Genomic DNA, 16,175 nt, shown 5'->3' with positions numbered 1-16,175 from the left:
CCCATCACGCCCTTCACCGCACAACACTGCAAAAACCGCCTCAATCAGCGTATGATACGCGCCATATAAATAGGGTTTAGCAACAGGGTTCAGCGAGCAACAGAGGTAACTATGAATAAGCTACGCATCGGTCTGGTTTCAGTGTCTGACCGCGCTTCCAACGGCATTTATCAGGATCAGGGGATCCCCGCGCTGGAGTCGTGGCTACAGGCCGCCGTCAGCAGCGAGTTTGAAACCCTAAGCCGCCTTATTCCCGATGAACAGGCCATGATTGAAGAGGCGCTCTGCGAGCTGGTGGACGAGCGAGGCTGTCATCTGGTGTTGACCACCGGCGGAACCGGCCCGGCGCGGCGCGACGTTACGCCGGACGCGACGCTGGCGGTGGCCGATCGCCTGATGCCGGGGTTTGGCGAACAGATGCGTCAGATTAGCCTGCACTATGTACCGACGGCGATCCTTTCGCGTCAGGTCGGCGTTATTCGCAAGCAGGCGCTGATCGTTAACCTGCCGGGGCAGCCGAAGTCGATAAAAGAGACGCTGGAAGGCGTTAAGGACGAAAGCGGCAAGGTGCTGGTATCGGGCATTTTCGCCAGCATTCCTTACTGCATTCAGCTGCTGGACGGCCCCTACGTGGAAACTCATACCGACGTCGTTGCCGCCTTCCGCCCCAAGAGCGCCATTCGCGCTAAATAACATAGCGCTTCTCTTTAAATAAGCCCGATTGCGTAGCCCGCAGTTGGGCTTTTTTTCTCTGAAAACCTATTTTTCTTTTCTCATCAAAATATTAACTCGGTTTCTTCACGTTTTTACAAAATAGCTGCGTTCTTTGCTGGTGTATTGTTATGATTACGATATAGTAAAAAATATTTTACATGAATTTTCATATTATTTTTATTCACCCTATGGCAATAGATGGTTTTTTATGATTCAGCAAAAAAATCGCCCTCTGAACAAGCAGGATTATAAGACGTTAACGCTGGCCGCCCTGGGGGGCGCGCTGGAGTTTTACGACTTCATCATTTTCGTCTTCTTCGCCGTGGTTATCGGCCAGCTGTTCTTTCCCAGCGAGATGCCGCAGTGGCTGGTGCTGATGCAGACCTACGGCATCTTTGCCGCTGGCTATCTGGCTCGCCCTCTAGGCGGCATCATCATGGCGCACTTTGGCGATTTGGTTGGCCGCAAGCGGATGTTTTCCTTGAGCATTCTTCTGATGGCGCTGCCAACGCTGGCGATGGGCATGCTGCCGACCTATGAAACCATCGGCATTGCCGCGCCCCTGCTGCTGCTGTTGATGCGCATCCTGCAGGGCGCCGCCATCGGCGGGGAAGTGCCGGGCGCGTGGGTGTTCGTCGCGGAACACGTGCCGAATCGGCGCATTGGCATCGCCTGCGGCGTTTTGACCGCTGGGCTTACGATCGGCATTTTGCTGGGCTCTTTTATCGCCACGCTGATTAACTCGTCAATGAGCATCGAAACCATCCATCAATACGGCTGGCGCATTCCGTTCTTCATGGGCGGCATTTTTGGCCTGGTGGCCATGTATCTGCGCCGCTGGCTGAAAGAGACGCCGGTATTCGTTGAAATGCAGCAGCGCAAAGCGCTGGCTGCCGAGCTGCCGCTGAAGTCGGTCGTAATGAACTATCCGCGTGCGGTAGTAGTATCCATGCTGCTGACCTGGCTGCTGTCGGCGGGGATCGTGGTTGTGATTCTGATGACGCCCAACTACCTGCAAACGCAGTTCGGCATCGATCGCGTTATCGCTCTGAAGGCTAACAGCGTAGCGATTATCGCGCTGTGCGTGGGCTGCGTGCTCTCAGGGCTGGCGGCGGACCGCTTCGGCGCCAGTAAAACCTTTATCGGCGGCAGCCTGATGCTGGCGGTGGCAAGCTGGGTGTTCTACCACTCGGCGACCAACGTCGACCTGCTGTTTATCACCTATGGCATCGCCGGGCTGTGCGTGGGCGTCGTTGGGGCGGTGCCGTTCGTGATGGTGCGGGCCTTCCCTGCGGTGGTTCGCTTCTCCGGGCTCTCTTTCTCTTATAACGTTTCTTACGCTATCTTCGGCGGGCTTACGCCGGTATGCGTGACCTACATTATGAAGCTCACGCCGATGGCGCCGGCCTATTACGTTCTGGCGCTGTCGATTATGGGCTTTCTGTTAGGCGTTTATCTGCGCAACGATTTAAACGAAACGGAAGCCCCGCTCGTCAGCGCGGTGCCAAAGGTGGAGGAAGGCTCTACCGTCGTGGGATAAAAAGAAAGGCGCTTTCGCTTTAAGCCTCTCGTCATTTTACTACTCAACGCTGCGTCTCGGGCTTTGCCCGGGGCGCGGTCGTTATTTCAATCCTCTAACCGATTTCGGCCTTTCATAAATATTAACCTGTTAAAATTCATTCTATTGCGCTATCAAAAAAAGTATTAATGGCAGCTATCGTATTAAATTTGTCAAATGTTGATTTTTATCACAATTATTAACGATAATCATGGCCCGTAAAGACGAGGGAAAGGATAAGGAAGTCGTTTTTGTAGACAAATTAATTCAATGTATTTCATTGTGATAGTATTTTTTCTTCAGTATTTACCGTACTTATATTTAATTAAATAGATAATTCTAATTTTTTATATAATTCCGATGGGATGATTATCCCGGCGCGGCGGCGCATATTTTCCGTGAGCAGTGTTTTGAATCTTATTCGTAACAGGCAAAAACAAAGCGACTAAGGCGTTCTCAACCACACCGGGAAATGACTATGAATAACTCTATGGAACAAATAACGCTGAAGAAAATTACGTGGCGAATCGTCCCCTACGTCATGCTGGTTTATTTCATCGGCTTCTTCGATCGCATCAACATTGGCTTTGCGGCGCTGACCATGAATCAGGATCTCGGCTTTTCAGACGCGGTCTTTGGATTAGGGGCAGGGCTGTTTTTTCTCGGCTACTTTATTTCGGACGTTCCTTCCAACATTATTTTGCAAAAGGTCGGGCCGCGCATTTGGCTGGCGAGGATCCTTATCAGCTGGTCCGTTATTACCGCCTGCATGATGTATGTAGAGACGGCGACCGGGTTTTACGTTGTGCGTTTCCTGCTGGGCGTTGCGGAAGCGGGCTCTTTCTCAGGCATTATCCTCTATTTGAGCACCTGGTTCCCCGTTAAGCGCAGGGCGCAGGTGATTGCGCTGTTTATGGCGGCGGCGCCGCTGTCGGCGATGCTGGGCTCTCCGCTGGCCGGGGCGATTCTCAGCATGGACGGCGCGCTGGGGCTTCGAGGGTGGCAACTGATGTTTTTACTGTGCACCATTGCCGCCGGCGTTATGGGCGTGTTTACGCTCTTCTACGTGAACGACCGCCCGGAGAAAAACCGCTGGCTGACGGAGCAGGAAACCCAGTGGCTGATTGGTACTCTGGCGGCGGAAAAGCAAAATCAGGCAACGGCGGTAAAAACCAGCGTTTGGAAGGGACTGACGGACATTCGCGTGCTTACGCTTGCCGTGGTTTATTTCGGCACCTCGGCCGGGCTTTATTCTCTTAACATCTGGTCGCCCCAGTTCATCAAGTCCTTCGGGCTGACGACACTACAGATTGGCTTTGTTAACGCCATTCCTTCGGCGCTGGCGGCTATCTCCATGATCCTGTGGGCAAGGCATTCGGATAAAACCAAAGAGCGCACCTGGCACGTGGTTTGCGCCTGCCTGCTGGCCTGTGCCGGATTTGTCCTGACGGGCTCAGCTCAGATCTTGCCGGTCGCGATTGTGGCGCTGGTGATGGCGAATATCGGCATTTCTTCATGCAAGCCGCCGCTTTGGAGCATCCCCTCCCTCTTCCTCTCAGGGCCAGCGGCAGCTGCGGGGCTTGCTGCCATCAACGCTATCGGCAACCTGGGCGGGTTTGCCGGACCGACCATTATCGGCTGGCTAAAGGAGACGACCGGGGATTTTTCCGCTGCGCTTTACTGCGTTGCCGGAATGCTGGTGATATCTGCGCTGCTGACCCTGCTGGTTGATTTTAACCGCAGAAGGCAGGAGAAGAGGGCGTCTCTTTCTCCCGAGCTGAGCAAGTAAACCCGAGGCGCTGTCCGGCACGTCGGCATTATCAAACGTAGCGGCGTGTCGGATATGTTGAAAATTAACCAAATTAAATAATTTAAATAAATAATCATTTACATTGATGCTAACTATTTCTTCAAAGAAAATGACGACGCCTTATTTATGCGCAGCTGTGTGCAAGTACGTGCGCGGGTAATTGACTGTAGAAACATAATGAATTAACGAGTCAGATTTTTAACAAACAGGCTATACGAGGCACGAATATGAAGCTATTGAGCTTTATTAATCCGACGACGGGAAATAAAACCTGGGGGCGGGTTGAGGGTAATCAGGTTTATGATTTAGGAAAACGCTACAGCGCCTATTTTCCCGATCTTAAGTCGGCCATTGCAGGGCGGGTTTTAGAAGAACTCAAAGAAATGAAGCTGGAACAGGCTGACTTTAACCTGGAGGACATTCAGTTTTTACCCGTAATAGAAAATCCGAAGAAGATCTTTTGCGCGGGCATGAACTATATGGAAAAGCGCGTTGAGTTTGAGCAAACCATCAACGCGCCGACGCTGTTTATTCGCTTTCCCGATTCGCTTGCCGCTCACGACGGAGCGCTCTGTAAGCCCGATGAAAGCAATGAGTTTGACTATGAGGGCGAGCTGGCCGTCGTTATTGGAAAAGATACTGATAACGTCTCCCGTGAAAACGCGCTGGAACACATCGCGGGCTACAGCTGCTTCATGGACGGCTCGGTGCGCGATATGCAGTTTACCTGGTTTACTTCAGGTAAAAACTGGCGCAAAACCGGCGCGTTCGGGCCATGGCTGGTGACCAGCGACGAAATCACCGATCCGCAGGATCTCACCATCAAAACGTTTTTGAACGGCAATCAGGTTCAAAACGACTCAACGCGCAATATGGTTAACTCTATTGCTTGCCTGGTGGAGTACATTTCTCGTTTTAGCCCGCTGGTGGCCGGCGATGTGATTATTACCGGCTCGCCCGGCGGCGTAGGTAAAAAGCGCAACCCGCCTCTGTTTATGCAGGAAGGGGACGTCATCGAGGTGGAAATTGATAAAATTGGCCGCCTGGTGAACAGGGTGTCTGCGCTGTCGGCGGTGCTGTCTCGCTGAGGCTATTTCGGCCGGGTGCAGTTCGCCCGGCCGGAAGGCTTAGCCGTTCTCTATCTTCTAGCATCGTGCTGAAACTTTCTCCAGCTCTCGGCTAACGATGGACATCATGTTGTCCCGCGCTTCATCGCGTATCCCCTTCACCCAGACGGCGGCGACGGGCAGCATTTTCCGCACGTGCTCATACTCCTTCGCCAGAGGGACAAAACTGACGTTAGGCAGGGACATCCGGGTTACCCAGCGGGGCATCACGGCGCCGCCTATCTCAGCCGCCACCATGTTTATAATGGTCTGCTTTTCGTCGCCGATTTGTATCAGAAGCGGCTTGAGCCTCGCGTTTTGGAACAGGTTTAGCGTAAGGTCGTGGCTGTGGGGGCGCACCCTGCGCTGCGGCACGATAAGCGGAATGTCTGCCAGATCCTCAACGCGAACTTCGTCAAGCCGCGCCAGCGGATGCCGGTCGGAGATGGCCAACACGATGTCTTCATAAAACAGAAAGCGGCTCTCCAACCCTTCGTTCTGGCGCTCCGCCGGGCGAATGAAGGCAAGATCCAGATGCCCGGACTGAAGCTTGGGCAGCAGCCTTGATGTTTTATCTTCTACGATTTGGATGTCGACGTCCGGATGAGCGCTGCGAAACGCGTGCAGAATTGGAGGGATCAGGCTTACTGCCGTGCTGTCTATGGTGCCGATGCGAAGCCGGCCTCCCTGCTGGCGGCCTAGCTTCTGAAAATGCTGTACCAGACTGTCGGTCCCGCTGACGATGCTTCTGACTTCATCAAGAAACAGCCGCCCGTGGGGCGTCAGGGAAACGTTGCGAGTCGAACGCGTCAAAAGCCGGATGCCCAGCTCTTCTTCCAATAGCTTAACGTAGCGACCCAGTGCCGACGGCAGCATATCCAGCTTTTGCGCCGCGTGGCCGAAATGGAGTTCGTCGGCAACGGCAATAAAACACCGGAGTTGATTGAGTTCCACGGTAGCCTCCTCGTTATGAATAAAGCCGACCTGACGCCGGCTTTCGATATCGGACTGCGCCTTATGCCAGCACCAGCGGCATCCAGAGCAGGCCGGTGGCTATCAGCAGTACAAGGAACACGGCGCCGAAAATGGCGCCGAGCCGCCAGTAGTCAGCGGTGGGCAGATAGCCGCTGCCGTAGTAAATTGGGCTGGGGCCGGTCGCGTAGGGCGTAAGGATGCTTCCCAGGCCGATAGCTGCGCCTACCATTAGGCAGAAGACCGGCAGCGACATGTCCGGCATCGCCATGGCGGCGGCGATCATCATCGGCGCCAGCGCGGAGGTATAGGCGGTGGCGCTGGCGAAGAAGTAGCGCAGAAGGTAAAACGCTGCGATCAGCGCTACCATAACTCCCAGCGGCGAGAACCCGCCTAGCCCTCGAGCCAAAAGCTGGCCGAACCAGGCGATAAAGCCGGTGTTGTTCAGGCCGGTCGCCAACGTAATGAGGGACGCGAGCCAAAAGAAGACGCTCCAGGCGGACTTATTGCTGATGATGTCCTCCCAACTGATGATTTTCATCACCAGCATCAGCGCGACGATGCCGTAGCCTACCATTGCCGCGTCGACGTACTCTCCGCCAAAGATCCACAGCAGCAGCGCGCCGAGCATTAGCGCCAGCATCCACTTTTCGCGACGAGAGAGCGGCCCCATCGATTCGAGCTCTTTTCCCGCCCACTTAGGCACCTGGTCGCCTACCTTAAGCGTCGGCGGATACAGCACGTAAGCAAGCCAAGGCACCAGCAGAATCAGGAGGATGCTAAGCGGCAGCATGCCCAAAAACCAGTCGCCCCAGCTCAGCGCAGAGCCTGCCGCGCCCTTCATCAGTCCGGCCAGGAGCAGGTTCGGCGCCATTGCGGTCAGGAAAATCGCGCTGGTGACGCAGTCTGCGCTGATGCCCATCCACATCACGTAAGAGCCGATGCTGCGGGCGCTCGCGGAGTCGGGCTTGGAGTCGTAAAGCGGCGGAAGGTTGCGGATGATGGGATAGATTATCCCTGCGCCTCGGGCCGTGTTGGACGGAGTGACGGGAGCCAGCACCAGTTCGGACAGCATCACCGCGTAGCCTAAAAACAGGGTTTTATGCCCCATCTTTTTTACCAGCATCAGGGCAATGCGCCTGCCGAGGCCGGTTTTTTCGTAGCCGATGCCGAACATAAAGGCGGCGAAGATAAGCCAAATAACCGAGTTGGAAAACCCGGATACCGCCCAGGAGAGAGCTTTAGAGGTAAATTTGAATCCGCCCTGCGACATCTGTTCCGGGCTAAACAGCAGCCACGGGGATAAAATCGCGATAACGGAAATGCCGATCATCGCGACCACCGCGCCGGGGACAGGCTCAAGAATAAGGCCTGCAATGACGCCCATAAATACGGCGAAGTAAAGCCAGGCGTGAGCGTCCAGACCGGCGGGCGCCGGCATTAAGGCAAGAAGAATACTGACAACAGGCGGCACAAAATACCGCCAGTAGTTGCGGAACGTAGCCATTGTGGTGTCCTGTAAAAGGAGAGAGTCGTAGCGCCCAGAGAAATGGAAATAGGCGCTACTTCTGTCTTATCGAGTTGTTATTTTATGTAGTGAACGTGCTCACAGATCTCTTCGACGATCGGTTCGCGGCGCTCGGCGAACAGCTTTTTATTGTCGGAAATCAGGTTATTGCCGTGCGTATCGATAGAGACGATAAGCGGGCCGAACTCTTTTACGCGGCAAACCCACAGTGATTCAGGCATGCCCAGCTCGGTCCAGTGCACTTCTTCAATTTCTTCAACCTGAGTTGCGGCCACGACCGCGCATCCGGCGGGGAAAATGACGTGCAGCGCCTTGTTCTCTTTACAGCCGGCTTCGGTCAGCGGCCCCATGCCGCCTTTACCTACGATAAGCTTCACGCCGGTCTGCTCGATAAACTCTTTCTCAAACGCTTCCATACGCATGCTGGTAGTCGGGCCGATGGAGACCATTTCCCAGCCGTCGCCTTTTTTACGCACGATAGGGCCGGCGTGGAAAATCGCCTTGCCGCGCAGATCGTAAGGAATAGGGCGCTTGAGCTCGATAAGCCTGCGGTGGCAGACGTCACGGCAGGTTACCAGCGTCCCGGTCAGGTAAATTACGTCTCCTGCGCGGATATCCTTCAGGTCGTCGGCGCTGATGGGCGTAGTCAGGATCTTTTTCATAGCGTGCTCCGAGTGTGGGAAATGTTTTCAAACGACAGGTCTGGATGGACAAGCAGGGTTCCGCGGCGGTGAGCCCAGCAGCCGGTGGAAACGGCGACGCCGATCGTCGACGGGTGGCGAGCGGCGGACTCAATGTGTACGCCCATCACGGAGCTGTTGCCGGTCAGTCCCTGCGGGCCAATCCCCATCTTGTTGAGGCCTTCTTCCAGGCGCAGCTCGAGTTCCGCCGCCTTAGGATTAGGGTGTCGGGTGCCGATGGGGCGCAGAACCGCTTTGCGCGACAGCACCGCGGCGGTTTCGACCGAGGTGGCGATCCCAACGCCGACCAGCACGGGAGGGCAGGCGTTAACCGCCAGCGTAGAGATGTTTTCAAACACGAACTTCACTACGCCTTCATACCCCTCGGAGGGCATAAGCACTTTTGAGCGGCCGGGCAGGGTGCAGCCGCCGCCGGCCATGTAGACTTCAATTTCCGCATCGTCGCCGTCCGGAACGATGTCCCAGGTCACCCAGGGGACGCCGCTGCCGGTGTTTTTGCCGGTGTTCACCTCGTCAAAGATTTCCACCGCGTTGTGGCGCAGCGGCGCTTTCACCGTGGCGTCTTCGACGGCCTGCTTTAATACGGCCTGCAGTTCACCCAACAGCGGAAAACGGCTGCCAACCTTGACGAAAAACATGATTTCGCCGGTATCCTGGCAGGCTGGCCTGTTGAGCTCTATCGCCTTTTCCATGTTGTCGAACATGGTGTGGTAGATGATTTTTCCCATTTGGGAGGTTTCAGCGTCTCGCAACGCCTTTAGTTTATCGACTACGTCATCCGGCATACGCGTTGAGATCATCGCGGTAAAGTCAGCGACGATCTGCGTCAGTTTGCCGACGGCTTCCTGTTTGTTTTGTGTACTCATGGACATTACTCCAGCTCTTGAATTCATTGGGGGTAAAACGAAAAAGAACGAAAACGTCATGAGGAAACTACCATGGAAAATAGGGTTTTATTTTTTCTGGCGCCGTGAATGATCGATTAGCGTTTTGTTAATTTACCCTTGGAATTAGATGGATTCTGGCAATTCCACATAAATAAAAGGGTTTTTGGAGCCGCACTTGGCAAATTCCGGCGGGATGCAGATTGAAGAGGCGTGAAGTTAAGTTCATTATTCCCTTGCCGAGTATGGATTCTTATTTGAGGGACAGGCCAATGGCGTTAAATCAGTATCCCCTTCCTAAAGATCTTCAGGTTTTGGTAGAGATTGTGCACAGCGGCAGCTTTAGCGGAGCGGCGGAGAGGCTAGGGCAGACGCCGGCCTTCGTCACTAAACGCATACATATCCTTGAGTCTGCGTTAAACACGACGCTGCTTAATCGCTCGGCCCACGGCATTGCGCTGACGGAAAGCGGCAAGCGCTGCTACGATCATGCCCTGAACGTGCTCAATCACATGCAGACGCTGGTAGACGACGTTACCCAAATGAAAACCCGCCCGGCCGGGATGATCCGCATAGGCTGCAGCTTCGGCTTTGGCCGCACGCATATTGCTCCGGCAATTACGGAACTGATGCGGCAATACCCCGAGCTGCAAATCCACTTTGAGCTGTTTGACCGGCAGATTGACCTAAGCCGGGACGGCATCGATCTCGATATCCGCATCAACGACGACATTGCGGAAAACTATATTGCCCGCCGGCTGGCGGAAAATAAGCGGATCCTGTGCGCTTCTCCGGCCTATATTGAAAAACACGGGTTGCCCGCATCGCTCGGCGAGCTGACCGGCCACGATTGTCTGATTACCAAAGAGCGCGACGTCACGCCCGGTATCTGGGAGCTGGAAAGGAGCGGCGAGAAAAAGTCCGTCAAGATTTCAGGTCATCTCTCTTCCAACAGCGGTGAAATCGTTTTGCGCTGGGCGCTGGAGGGAAAGGGCGTTATTTTGCGTTCCGAATGGGACGTTATGCCGTTTCTCGAGCGGGGGGAACTGGTGCGGATCCTGCCTGAATATTCACAAAGCGCCAATATCTGGGCGGTCTATCAGGAGCCGCTTTATCAAAGCGTCAAGCTGCGCGTATGCGTGGAATACCTGACGGAATACTGCCAGCGGCTGTTTGGCGGATTGGAAAAAAGATAGCCCGTTGGGCGTTTGAAGATAAAAAAACCGCATTTCCATTTGCCGTAAGGCCAACGTTTGAAATGCGGTTTTGTTTAGCGGTTTCTATTTTTATTTTGAAACAGACTTAGTGCGCTTGACCTTTAGGCGCGCCAATCGGCAGTACGGTGCGGCCAAACTGCTCGTTCAGCACTTCCGCCATGGCCAGATAAATAGCGCTGGCGCCGCAGACGATGCCTTCGAAACCGGCAATGTTCAAAAGCCCTTTATTACCGGTAATATTGCCGATAGCCAGCATAAAGAACAGCACGGTCAGGCTTGCGAAAACGAACTGCAGCACGCGGTTGCCCTTCAGGGTGCCGAAGAACATAAACAGCGTGAATACGCCCCACAGCGCCAGATAGATGCCGAGGAATACGCCGTCGGTAGCCGCGACGTGGTCGTTGCTCGGAAGATACCAGATGCCGACCAGCGTCAGCCAGAAAAAGCCGTAAGAAGTAAAGGCGGTAACGCCAAAGGTGTTCCCTTTCTTAAACTCCAGAATGCCGGCGATAACCTGCGCCATGCCGCCGTAGAAAATCCCCATGGCAACGATGGCCGACATGACTGGAAAGAATCCCGCGTTATGGATGTTTAATAAAATGGTGGTCATACCAAACCCCATTAATCCTAACGGACCCGGGTTCGCTAATTTAATTGAGTGCATATATCCTCTGTACTCAGTCGAATACGTTTGTTTAATAACTTGTTTTTTATCCCGCATCTTGCGGTGATTTTTTACGTCGCCGCCCGTAAAGCACAGACTTTGCGGGTGGGCGACGCATCATAATGAGCGTGTCAGCGTTAAACAATGGTCTAGATCAGAAATAGGTAGAAAATTTTTTATTTCTCCCCCCTTGATGCTCGCCGGGTTGACCCCATGTTATGAACAACGGTTAAGGCTCATCTATAGATGCATAACTTAAAAACGGCAGTTGAAAAGTTATTTGGCATCCCCATATAGGTGAGTATGTGAACGAAGACAGTTTTTAAGTGGAGAACATGTAATGGGTAAAATTATTGGTATTGACCTGGGTACAACGAACTCATGCGTCGCCGTGATGGACGGTTCGCAGGTACGCGTCATTGAAAACGCTGAAGGAGATCGTACTACTCCGTCAATTATCGCCTATACCCAAGACGGCGAAATTCTGGTAGGCCAGCCGGCTAAGCGTCAGGCGATAACCAATCCGCAAAACACGCTTTTCGCCATTAAGCGCCTGATTGGCCGTCGCTTTAGCGATGATGAAGTTCAGCGTGACCGCGACATTATGCCGTTTAACATTATCGGCGCAGACAACGGCGACGCCTGGGTTGAAGTGAAAGGGCAAAAGATTGCTCCGCCCCAGATCTCAGCCGAAGTGTTGAAAAAGATGAAAAAGACCGCGGAAGATTTCCTCGGCGAGCCGGTAACTGAAGCGGTTATTACCGTACCTGCGTACTTTAACGACTCCCAGCGTCAGGCAACCAAAGATGCTGGCCGTATTGCGGGTCTGGACGTTAAGCGCATCATCAACGAACCGACCGCTGCGGCGCTGGCTTACGGTCTGGATAAAGAAGTGGGTAACCGCACTATCGCCGTATACGACCTGGGCGGCGGTACCTTCGATATCTCTATTATCGAAATCGACGAAGTCGACGGCGAGAAGACCTTTGAAGTTCTGGCGACCAACGGTGATACCCACTTGGGCGGCGAAGACTTTGATACGCGCCTGATTAACTATCTGGTCGATGAATTCAAGAAAGAGCAGGGCTTTGACCTGCGCAATGACCCGCTGGCGATGCAGCGCCTGAAGGAAGCGGCCGAGAAGGCCAAGATCGAGCTTTCTTCCGCGCAGCAGACCGACGTTAACCTGCCGTACATCACTGCAGACGCGACCGGTCCTAAGCACATGAACATTAAAGTGACTCGCGCAAAGCTTGAGTCTCTGGTTGAAGATCTGGTTAACCGCTCTCTGGAGCCGGTAAAAGTTGCTCTGCAAGACGCAGGCCTGTCCGTCAGCGACGTACAGGACGTCATTTTGGTCGGCGGCCAGATCCGTATGCCTCTAGTACAGAAGAAAGTGGCTGACTTCTTTGGCAAAGAGCCGCGTAAAGACGTTAACCCGGACGAAGCCGTCGCTATCGGCGCTGCGGTTCAGGGCGGCGTGTTGGCCGGCGACGTGAAAGACGTACTGCTGCTGGACGTAACGCCTCTGTCTCTGGGTATTGAAACCATGGGCGGCGTGATGACGTCTCTGATTGCCAAGAACACCACCATCCCAACCAAGCACAGCCAGGTGTTCTCAACGGCGGAAGACAACCAGTCTGCGGTAACGATCCACGTGCTGCAGGGGGAGCGCAAGCGCGCAATGGACAACAAGTCTCTGGGCCAGTTTAACCTTGACGGTATCCAGCCGGCGCCGCGCGGCATGCCGCAAATCGAAGTCACCTTCGACATCGACGCTGACGGTATCCTGCACGTATCCGCGAAGGATAAGAACAGCGGCCGCGAGCAGAACATTACCATCAAGGCTTCTTCCGGTTTGAACGAGGATGAAATCCAGAAGATGGTGCGCGAAGCTGAAGCTAACGCCGACGCCGACCGTAAGTTTGAAGAGCTGGTTCAAACTCGTAATCAGGGCGACCATCTGCTGCACAGCACCCGTAAGCAGGTAACCGAAGCGGGCGATAAGCTGGAAGCGGGCGACAAGGCCGCTATTGAAAGCGCGTTAAGCGCACTGGAAACCTCTCTGAAGGGCGAAGACAAGGCGGACATCGAAGCCAAGATTCAGGCTCTGGTAGAGGCTTCCGGCAAGCTGATGGAGATGGCGCAACAGCAGCACGCTGAAAGCGCATCTGCTGACGCAGGTGCTCAGCAGGGCGCTTCCGGTAAAGATGACGATGCCGTCGACGCCGAGTTTGAAGAAGTTAAAGACAAGAAGTAATCGCCCTAAGCGGGCACGGTAACGATGCCTGAACGGGGATCGTTAACGGAACTTGGCACGGGCGTTGAGGAAACTCTGCGCCCGTGCACGCATATATAGGGTAAAGTCCACCGATGGCAAAGAAAGATTATTATGAGATCCTGGGCGTAGGCCGCGACGCGGATGAGCGTGAAATCAAGAAGGCCTATAAGCGCCTTGCGATGAAGCATCACCCCGACCGAAATCAGGGCGACAAGGATTCCGAAGAGAAATTCAAGGAAATCAAAGAGGCCTATGAGGTTCTGACCGATCCGCAGAAAAAAGCGGCTTACGATCAGTACGGACACGCGGCCTTTGAGCAAGGCGGTATGGGCGGAGGCGGCTTTGGCGGCGGCTTCGGCGGCGGCGCCGACTTTAACGATATCTTTGGCGACGTTTTCGGCGATATCTTTGGCGGCCGTCGTCAGCGCGCAAGCCGCGGAGCGGACCTGCAGTATACAATGACGCTGACGCTGGAAGAGGCCGTGCGCGGCGTAGCCAAAGAGATCCGCATTCCGACGCTGGCCGAGTGCGACGTTTGCCACGGCAGCGGCGCGAAGGCAGGAACCTCGGCCACGACCTGTTCTACCTGTCACGGCAGCGGCCAGGTGCAGATGCGCCAAGGCTTTTTTGCCGTGCAGCAAACCTGTCCGACCTGTCATGGCCGCGGCAAGATAATCAAGGATCCCTGCACCAAGTGCCACGGTCAGGGGCGCGTTGAGAAAACCAAAACGCTGTCGGTTAAAATTCCGGCGGGCGTGGATACCGGCGACCGCGTGCGGCTTTCCGGCGAGGGGCAGGCCGGTGAGAACGGCGCTCCAGCAGGAGACTTGTACGTTCAGGTACAGGTTAAGCAGCATCCGATCTTTGAACGGGACGGCAACAATCTGTACTGTGAAGTGCCAATCAGCTTCGCTATGGCCGCGCTGGGCGGTGAGATTGAGGTTCCGACCCTCGATGGTCGGGTGAGCCTGAAGATCCCGGCGGAAACCCAGACCGGCAAGCTGTTCCGCATGCGCAGTAAGGGCGTGAAGTCCGTTCGCGGCGGCAGCCAGGGCGATTTGCTGTGCCGGGTTGTGGTTGAAACGCCGGTGAAGCTGAACGAGAAGCAAAAAGAGCTGCTGAAGGAGCTGGATGAATCTCTGGGCGGCGATAAGGGCTCAAGAAACAGCCCGCGCTCCAAGTCTTTCTTCGACGGCGTGAAGAAGTTTTTCGACGATCTGACCGGTTAACGTTTTTTAGACTGTGTCCTGCCTGATTCGCCCGGCCTTTTGGCCGGGCGTTTTTATCTGCGCTTGGTGAAGTTGTGTAAATATTTCTCTTACCATACTTCTATATAATGGCCATTTTTTTCAATCTGCTTTCATAATTATCTAATATTAAATTAATTTTTAATGGTAGTTAGTTATTTCACTATTTTCACGGTTAGTTTCGAATTAGGCTGCCTGCTTTGCTCATTTATGCGTTGTTTTGTACTATTCATCCCTATGATTATTGCGATTGATTGGCGGGCTTCGGCCTTGCTGCGTAGGAGAATTACGAGTAATGACTCACTATTTGCGTCAATTTCTTAAGCTTGAGGCTTCCGGCGGCATTTTACTTATTCTTGCCGCCATTGTGGCAATGGTGATGGCTAATTCGCCTCTGAGAATGGCTTACGAAAGTTTTCTTCATATTCCCGTCGTCGTCCAGGTGGCGTCTTTAGATCTCAGCAACTCTCTGGCGCATTGGATTAACGATGGGCTGATGGCCGTCTTCTTTTTGGTTATTGGCCTTGAGGTGAAAAAGGAGCTGATTGAAGGCTCTCTGGCCGGTAGAGATAAAGCGATGTTTCCCGTTGTGGCGGCCGTCGGCGGCATGGTATTACCGGCGCTGCTGTATTTAGCGTTTAACGCCGGAGATGAGGTAACCCGCAGCGGCTGGGCGATCCCTGCTGCAACCGACATCGCTTTCGCACTGGGCGTGATGGCGCTTTTGGGCAGCCGGGTGCCTACCAGCCTGAAGGCCTTTTTAATGGCGCTGGCGATTATTGACGACCTGGGCGCTATTGTCATCATCGCGCTGTTTTATACTAAAACGCTGTCCGGCGCGGCTCTGGCCGGGGCTGCCCTAACTATCGTCGCAATGGTGCTGATGAACCGACACGGCGTCGGCAACAAGGTTGCCTATATGGCAGCCGGCGCCGTGCTTTGGGTCTTTATGCTTAAGTCCGGCGTGCATGCGACGCTTGCAGGCGTTATTACCGGGTTCTTCATTCCGCTCAGCGGTAAGGAAAACAGCAGGCCGTTGGACAGCCTTATCCACCAGCTTCACCCCTGGGTGACCTTTTTGATTCTGCCTCTGTTTGCCTTTGCCAATGCGGGCGTTTCCTTAAGCGGCGTAACGCTTTCTTCTCTGGGCGGCGTTTTGCCTCTGGGTATCATGGTTGGTTTGGTGGTAGGAAAGCCGTTGGGCATTTTTGGCTTTTGCTGGTTGGCGCTAAAGGCCAGGCTGGTTTCGCTGCCGCCATCGGTTAATCTTAAGCTGATTTTCCCCGTCTCCGTGCTGTGCGGCATCGGCTTCACCATGTCTATCTTCATTTCTTCTTTGGCATTTGAAGGAATGGGGGAGGAGTATATGACTTACTCAAGGCTGGGGATCCTCATCGGCTCCACGCTGGCGGCAGTATTGGGCTATGCGCTGTTGAAGCGAGCGCTTTGCCGTGCGGAGGTTAAAAAGGACGCTTAACGCCCTTTGTTTACGA

The 16,175-nt window shown here is 54.2% G+C and carries 13 protein-coding genes; 8 read left to right on the top strand and 5 right to left on the bottom strand.

The annotated features are described in order from the left end of the window. Positions 1 to 111 precede the first annotated feature (111 nt). The 4 genes from mog (at position 112) to V8L73_RS14170 (ending at position 5,170) form a co-directional block, all read left to right on the top strand. Positions 112 to 693 (top strand): molybdopterin adenylyltransferase, encoded by a 582-nt coding sequence (mog, locus tag V8L73_RS14185; RefSeq protein WP_027274754.1) that lies wholly within the window; start codon positions 112 to 114, stop codon positions 691 to 693. A 229-nt stretch (positions 694 to 922) separates the two neighbouring features. Then, entirely contained in the window at positions 923 to 2,254 is a 1,332-nt protein-coding gene (locus tag V8L73_RS14180) for an MFS transporter (RefSeq protein ID WP_347253294.1), read from the top strand. A 496-nt stretch (positions 2,255 to 2,750) separates the two neighbouring features. Next, a complete protein-coding gene (locus V8L73_RS14175; RefSeq protein WP_027274752.1) occupies positions 2,751 to 4,061 on the top strand; it encodes an MFS transporter in 1,311 nt (436 codons plus the stop codon). A gap of 248 nt (positions 4,062 to 4,309) precedes the next feature. Continuing rightward, entirely contained in the window at positions 4,310 to 5,170 is an 861-nt protein-coding gene (locus V8L73_RS14170) for a fumarylacetoacetate hydrolase family protein (RefSeq protein WP_347253293.1), read from the top strand. A gap of 57 nt (positions 5,171 to 5,227) precedes the next feature. Here the strand turns inward: V8L73_RS14170 and V8L73_RS14165 are convergent, their stop codons facing one another. The 4 genes from V8L73_RS14165 to ttdA form a co-directional block, all read right to left on the bottom strand. Further along, entirely contained in the window at positions 5,228 to 6,142 is a 915-nt protein-coding gene (locus V8L73_RS14165; protein ID WP_027274750.1) for a LysR family transcriptional regulator, read from the bottom strand. Between the two features lie 61 nt (positions 6,143 to 6,203). Beyond that, a complete protein-coding gene (locus V8L73_RS14160; RefSeq protein ID WP_261832312.1) occupies positions 6,204 to 7,667 on the bottom strand; it encodes an anion permease in 1,464 nt (487 codons plus the stop codon). 77 nt (positions 7,668 to 7,744) lie between these two features. Then, positions 7,745 to 8,350 (bottom strand): L(+)-tartrate dehydratase subunit beta, encoded by a 606-nt coding sequence (gene ttdB / locus V8L73_RS14155; RefSeq protein WP_027274748.1) that lies wholly within the window; start codon positions 8,348 to 8,350, stop codon positions 7,745 to 7,747. Beyond that, positions 8,347 to 9,255, bottom strand: coding sequence for a L(+)-tartrate dehydratase subunit alpha (gene ttdA / locus V8L73_RS14150; RefSeq protein ID WP_027274747.1), 909 nt, complete (start codon positions 9,253 to 9,255; stop codon positions 8,347 to 8,349). Before ttdA ends, ttdB begins: the two co-directional genes overlap by 4 nt. Before the next feature lie 290 nt (positions 9,256 to 9,545). Here ttdA and ttdR point away from each other — a divergent pair, with 290 nt between their 5' ends. Further along, entirely contained in the window at positions 9,546 to 10,469 is a 924-nt protein-coding gene (gene ttdR, locus V8L73_RS14145; protein WP_147654616.1) for an L-tartrate utilization transcriptional activator TtdR, read from the top strand. Between the two features lie 106 nt (positions 10,470 to 10,575). On the opposite strand, the gene satP is transcribed toward ttdR, so the two are convergent. Then, positions 10,576 to 11,154, bottom strand: coding sequence for an acetate uptake transporter (gene satP / locus V8L73_RS14140; RefSeq protein ID WP_027274745.1), 579 nt, complete (start codon positions 11,152 to 11,154; stop codon positions 10,576 to 10,578). Between the two features lie 340 nt (positions 11,155 to 11,494). On the opposite strand from satP, the gene dnaK reads away from it, so the two are divergent. The 3 genes from dnaK (at position 11,495) to nhaA (ending at position 16,159) form a co-directional block, all read left to right on the top strand. After that, entirely contained in the window at positions 11,495 to 13,414 is a 1,920-nt protein-coding gene (gene dnaK, locus V8L73_RS14135; protein WP_027274744.1) for a molecular chaperone DnaK, read from the top strand. A 113-nt stretch (positions 13,415 to 13,527) separates the two neighbouring features. Beyond that, positions 13,528 to 14,664, top strand: a complete 1,137-nt coding sequence (dnaJ, locus tag V8L73_RS14130; protein ID WP_347253292.1) for a molecular chaperone DnaJ — start codon at positions 13,528 to 13,530, stop codon at positions 14,662 to 14,664. Positions 14,665 to 14,977: 313 nt separating this feature from the next. Then, positions 14,978 to 16,159: a Na+/H+ antiporter NhaA gene (nhaA, locus tag V8L73_RS14125; RefSeq protein WP_347253291.1), complete on the top strand. Its 1,182-nt coding sequence runs from the start codon at positions 14,978 to 14,980 to the stop codon at positions 16,157 to 16,159. Positions 16,160 to 16,175: the final 16 nt, after the last annotated feature.

It is taken from the genome of Leminorella grimontii, assembly GCF_039789245.1.
GTDB lineage: Bacteria > Pseudomonadota > Gammaproteobacteria > Enterobacterales > Enterobacteriaceae > Leminorella > Leminorella grimontii.
Note: the sequence above shows the minus strand (reverse complement) of the source record. Positions and strands in the feature narration are given on the sequence as shown.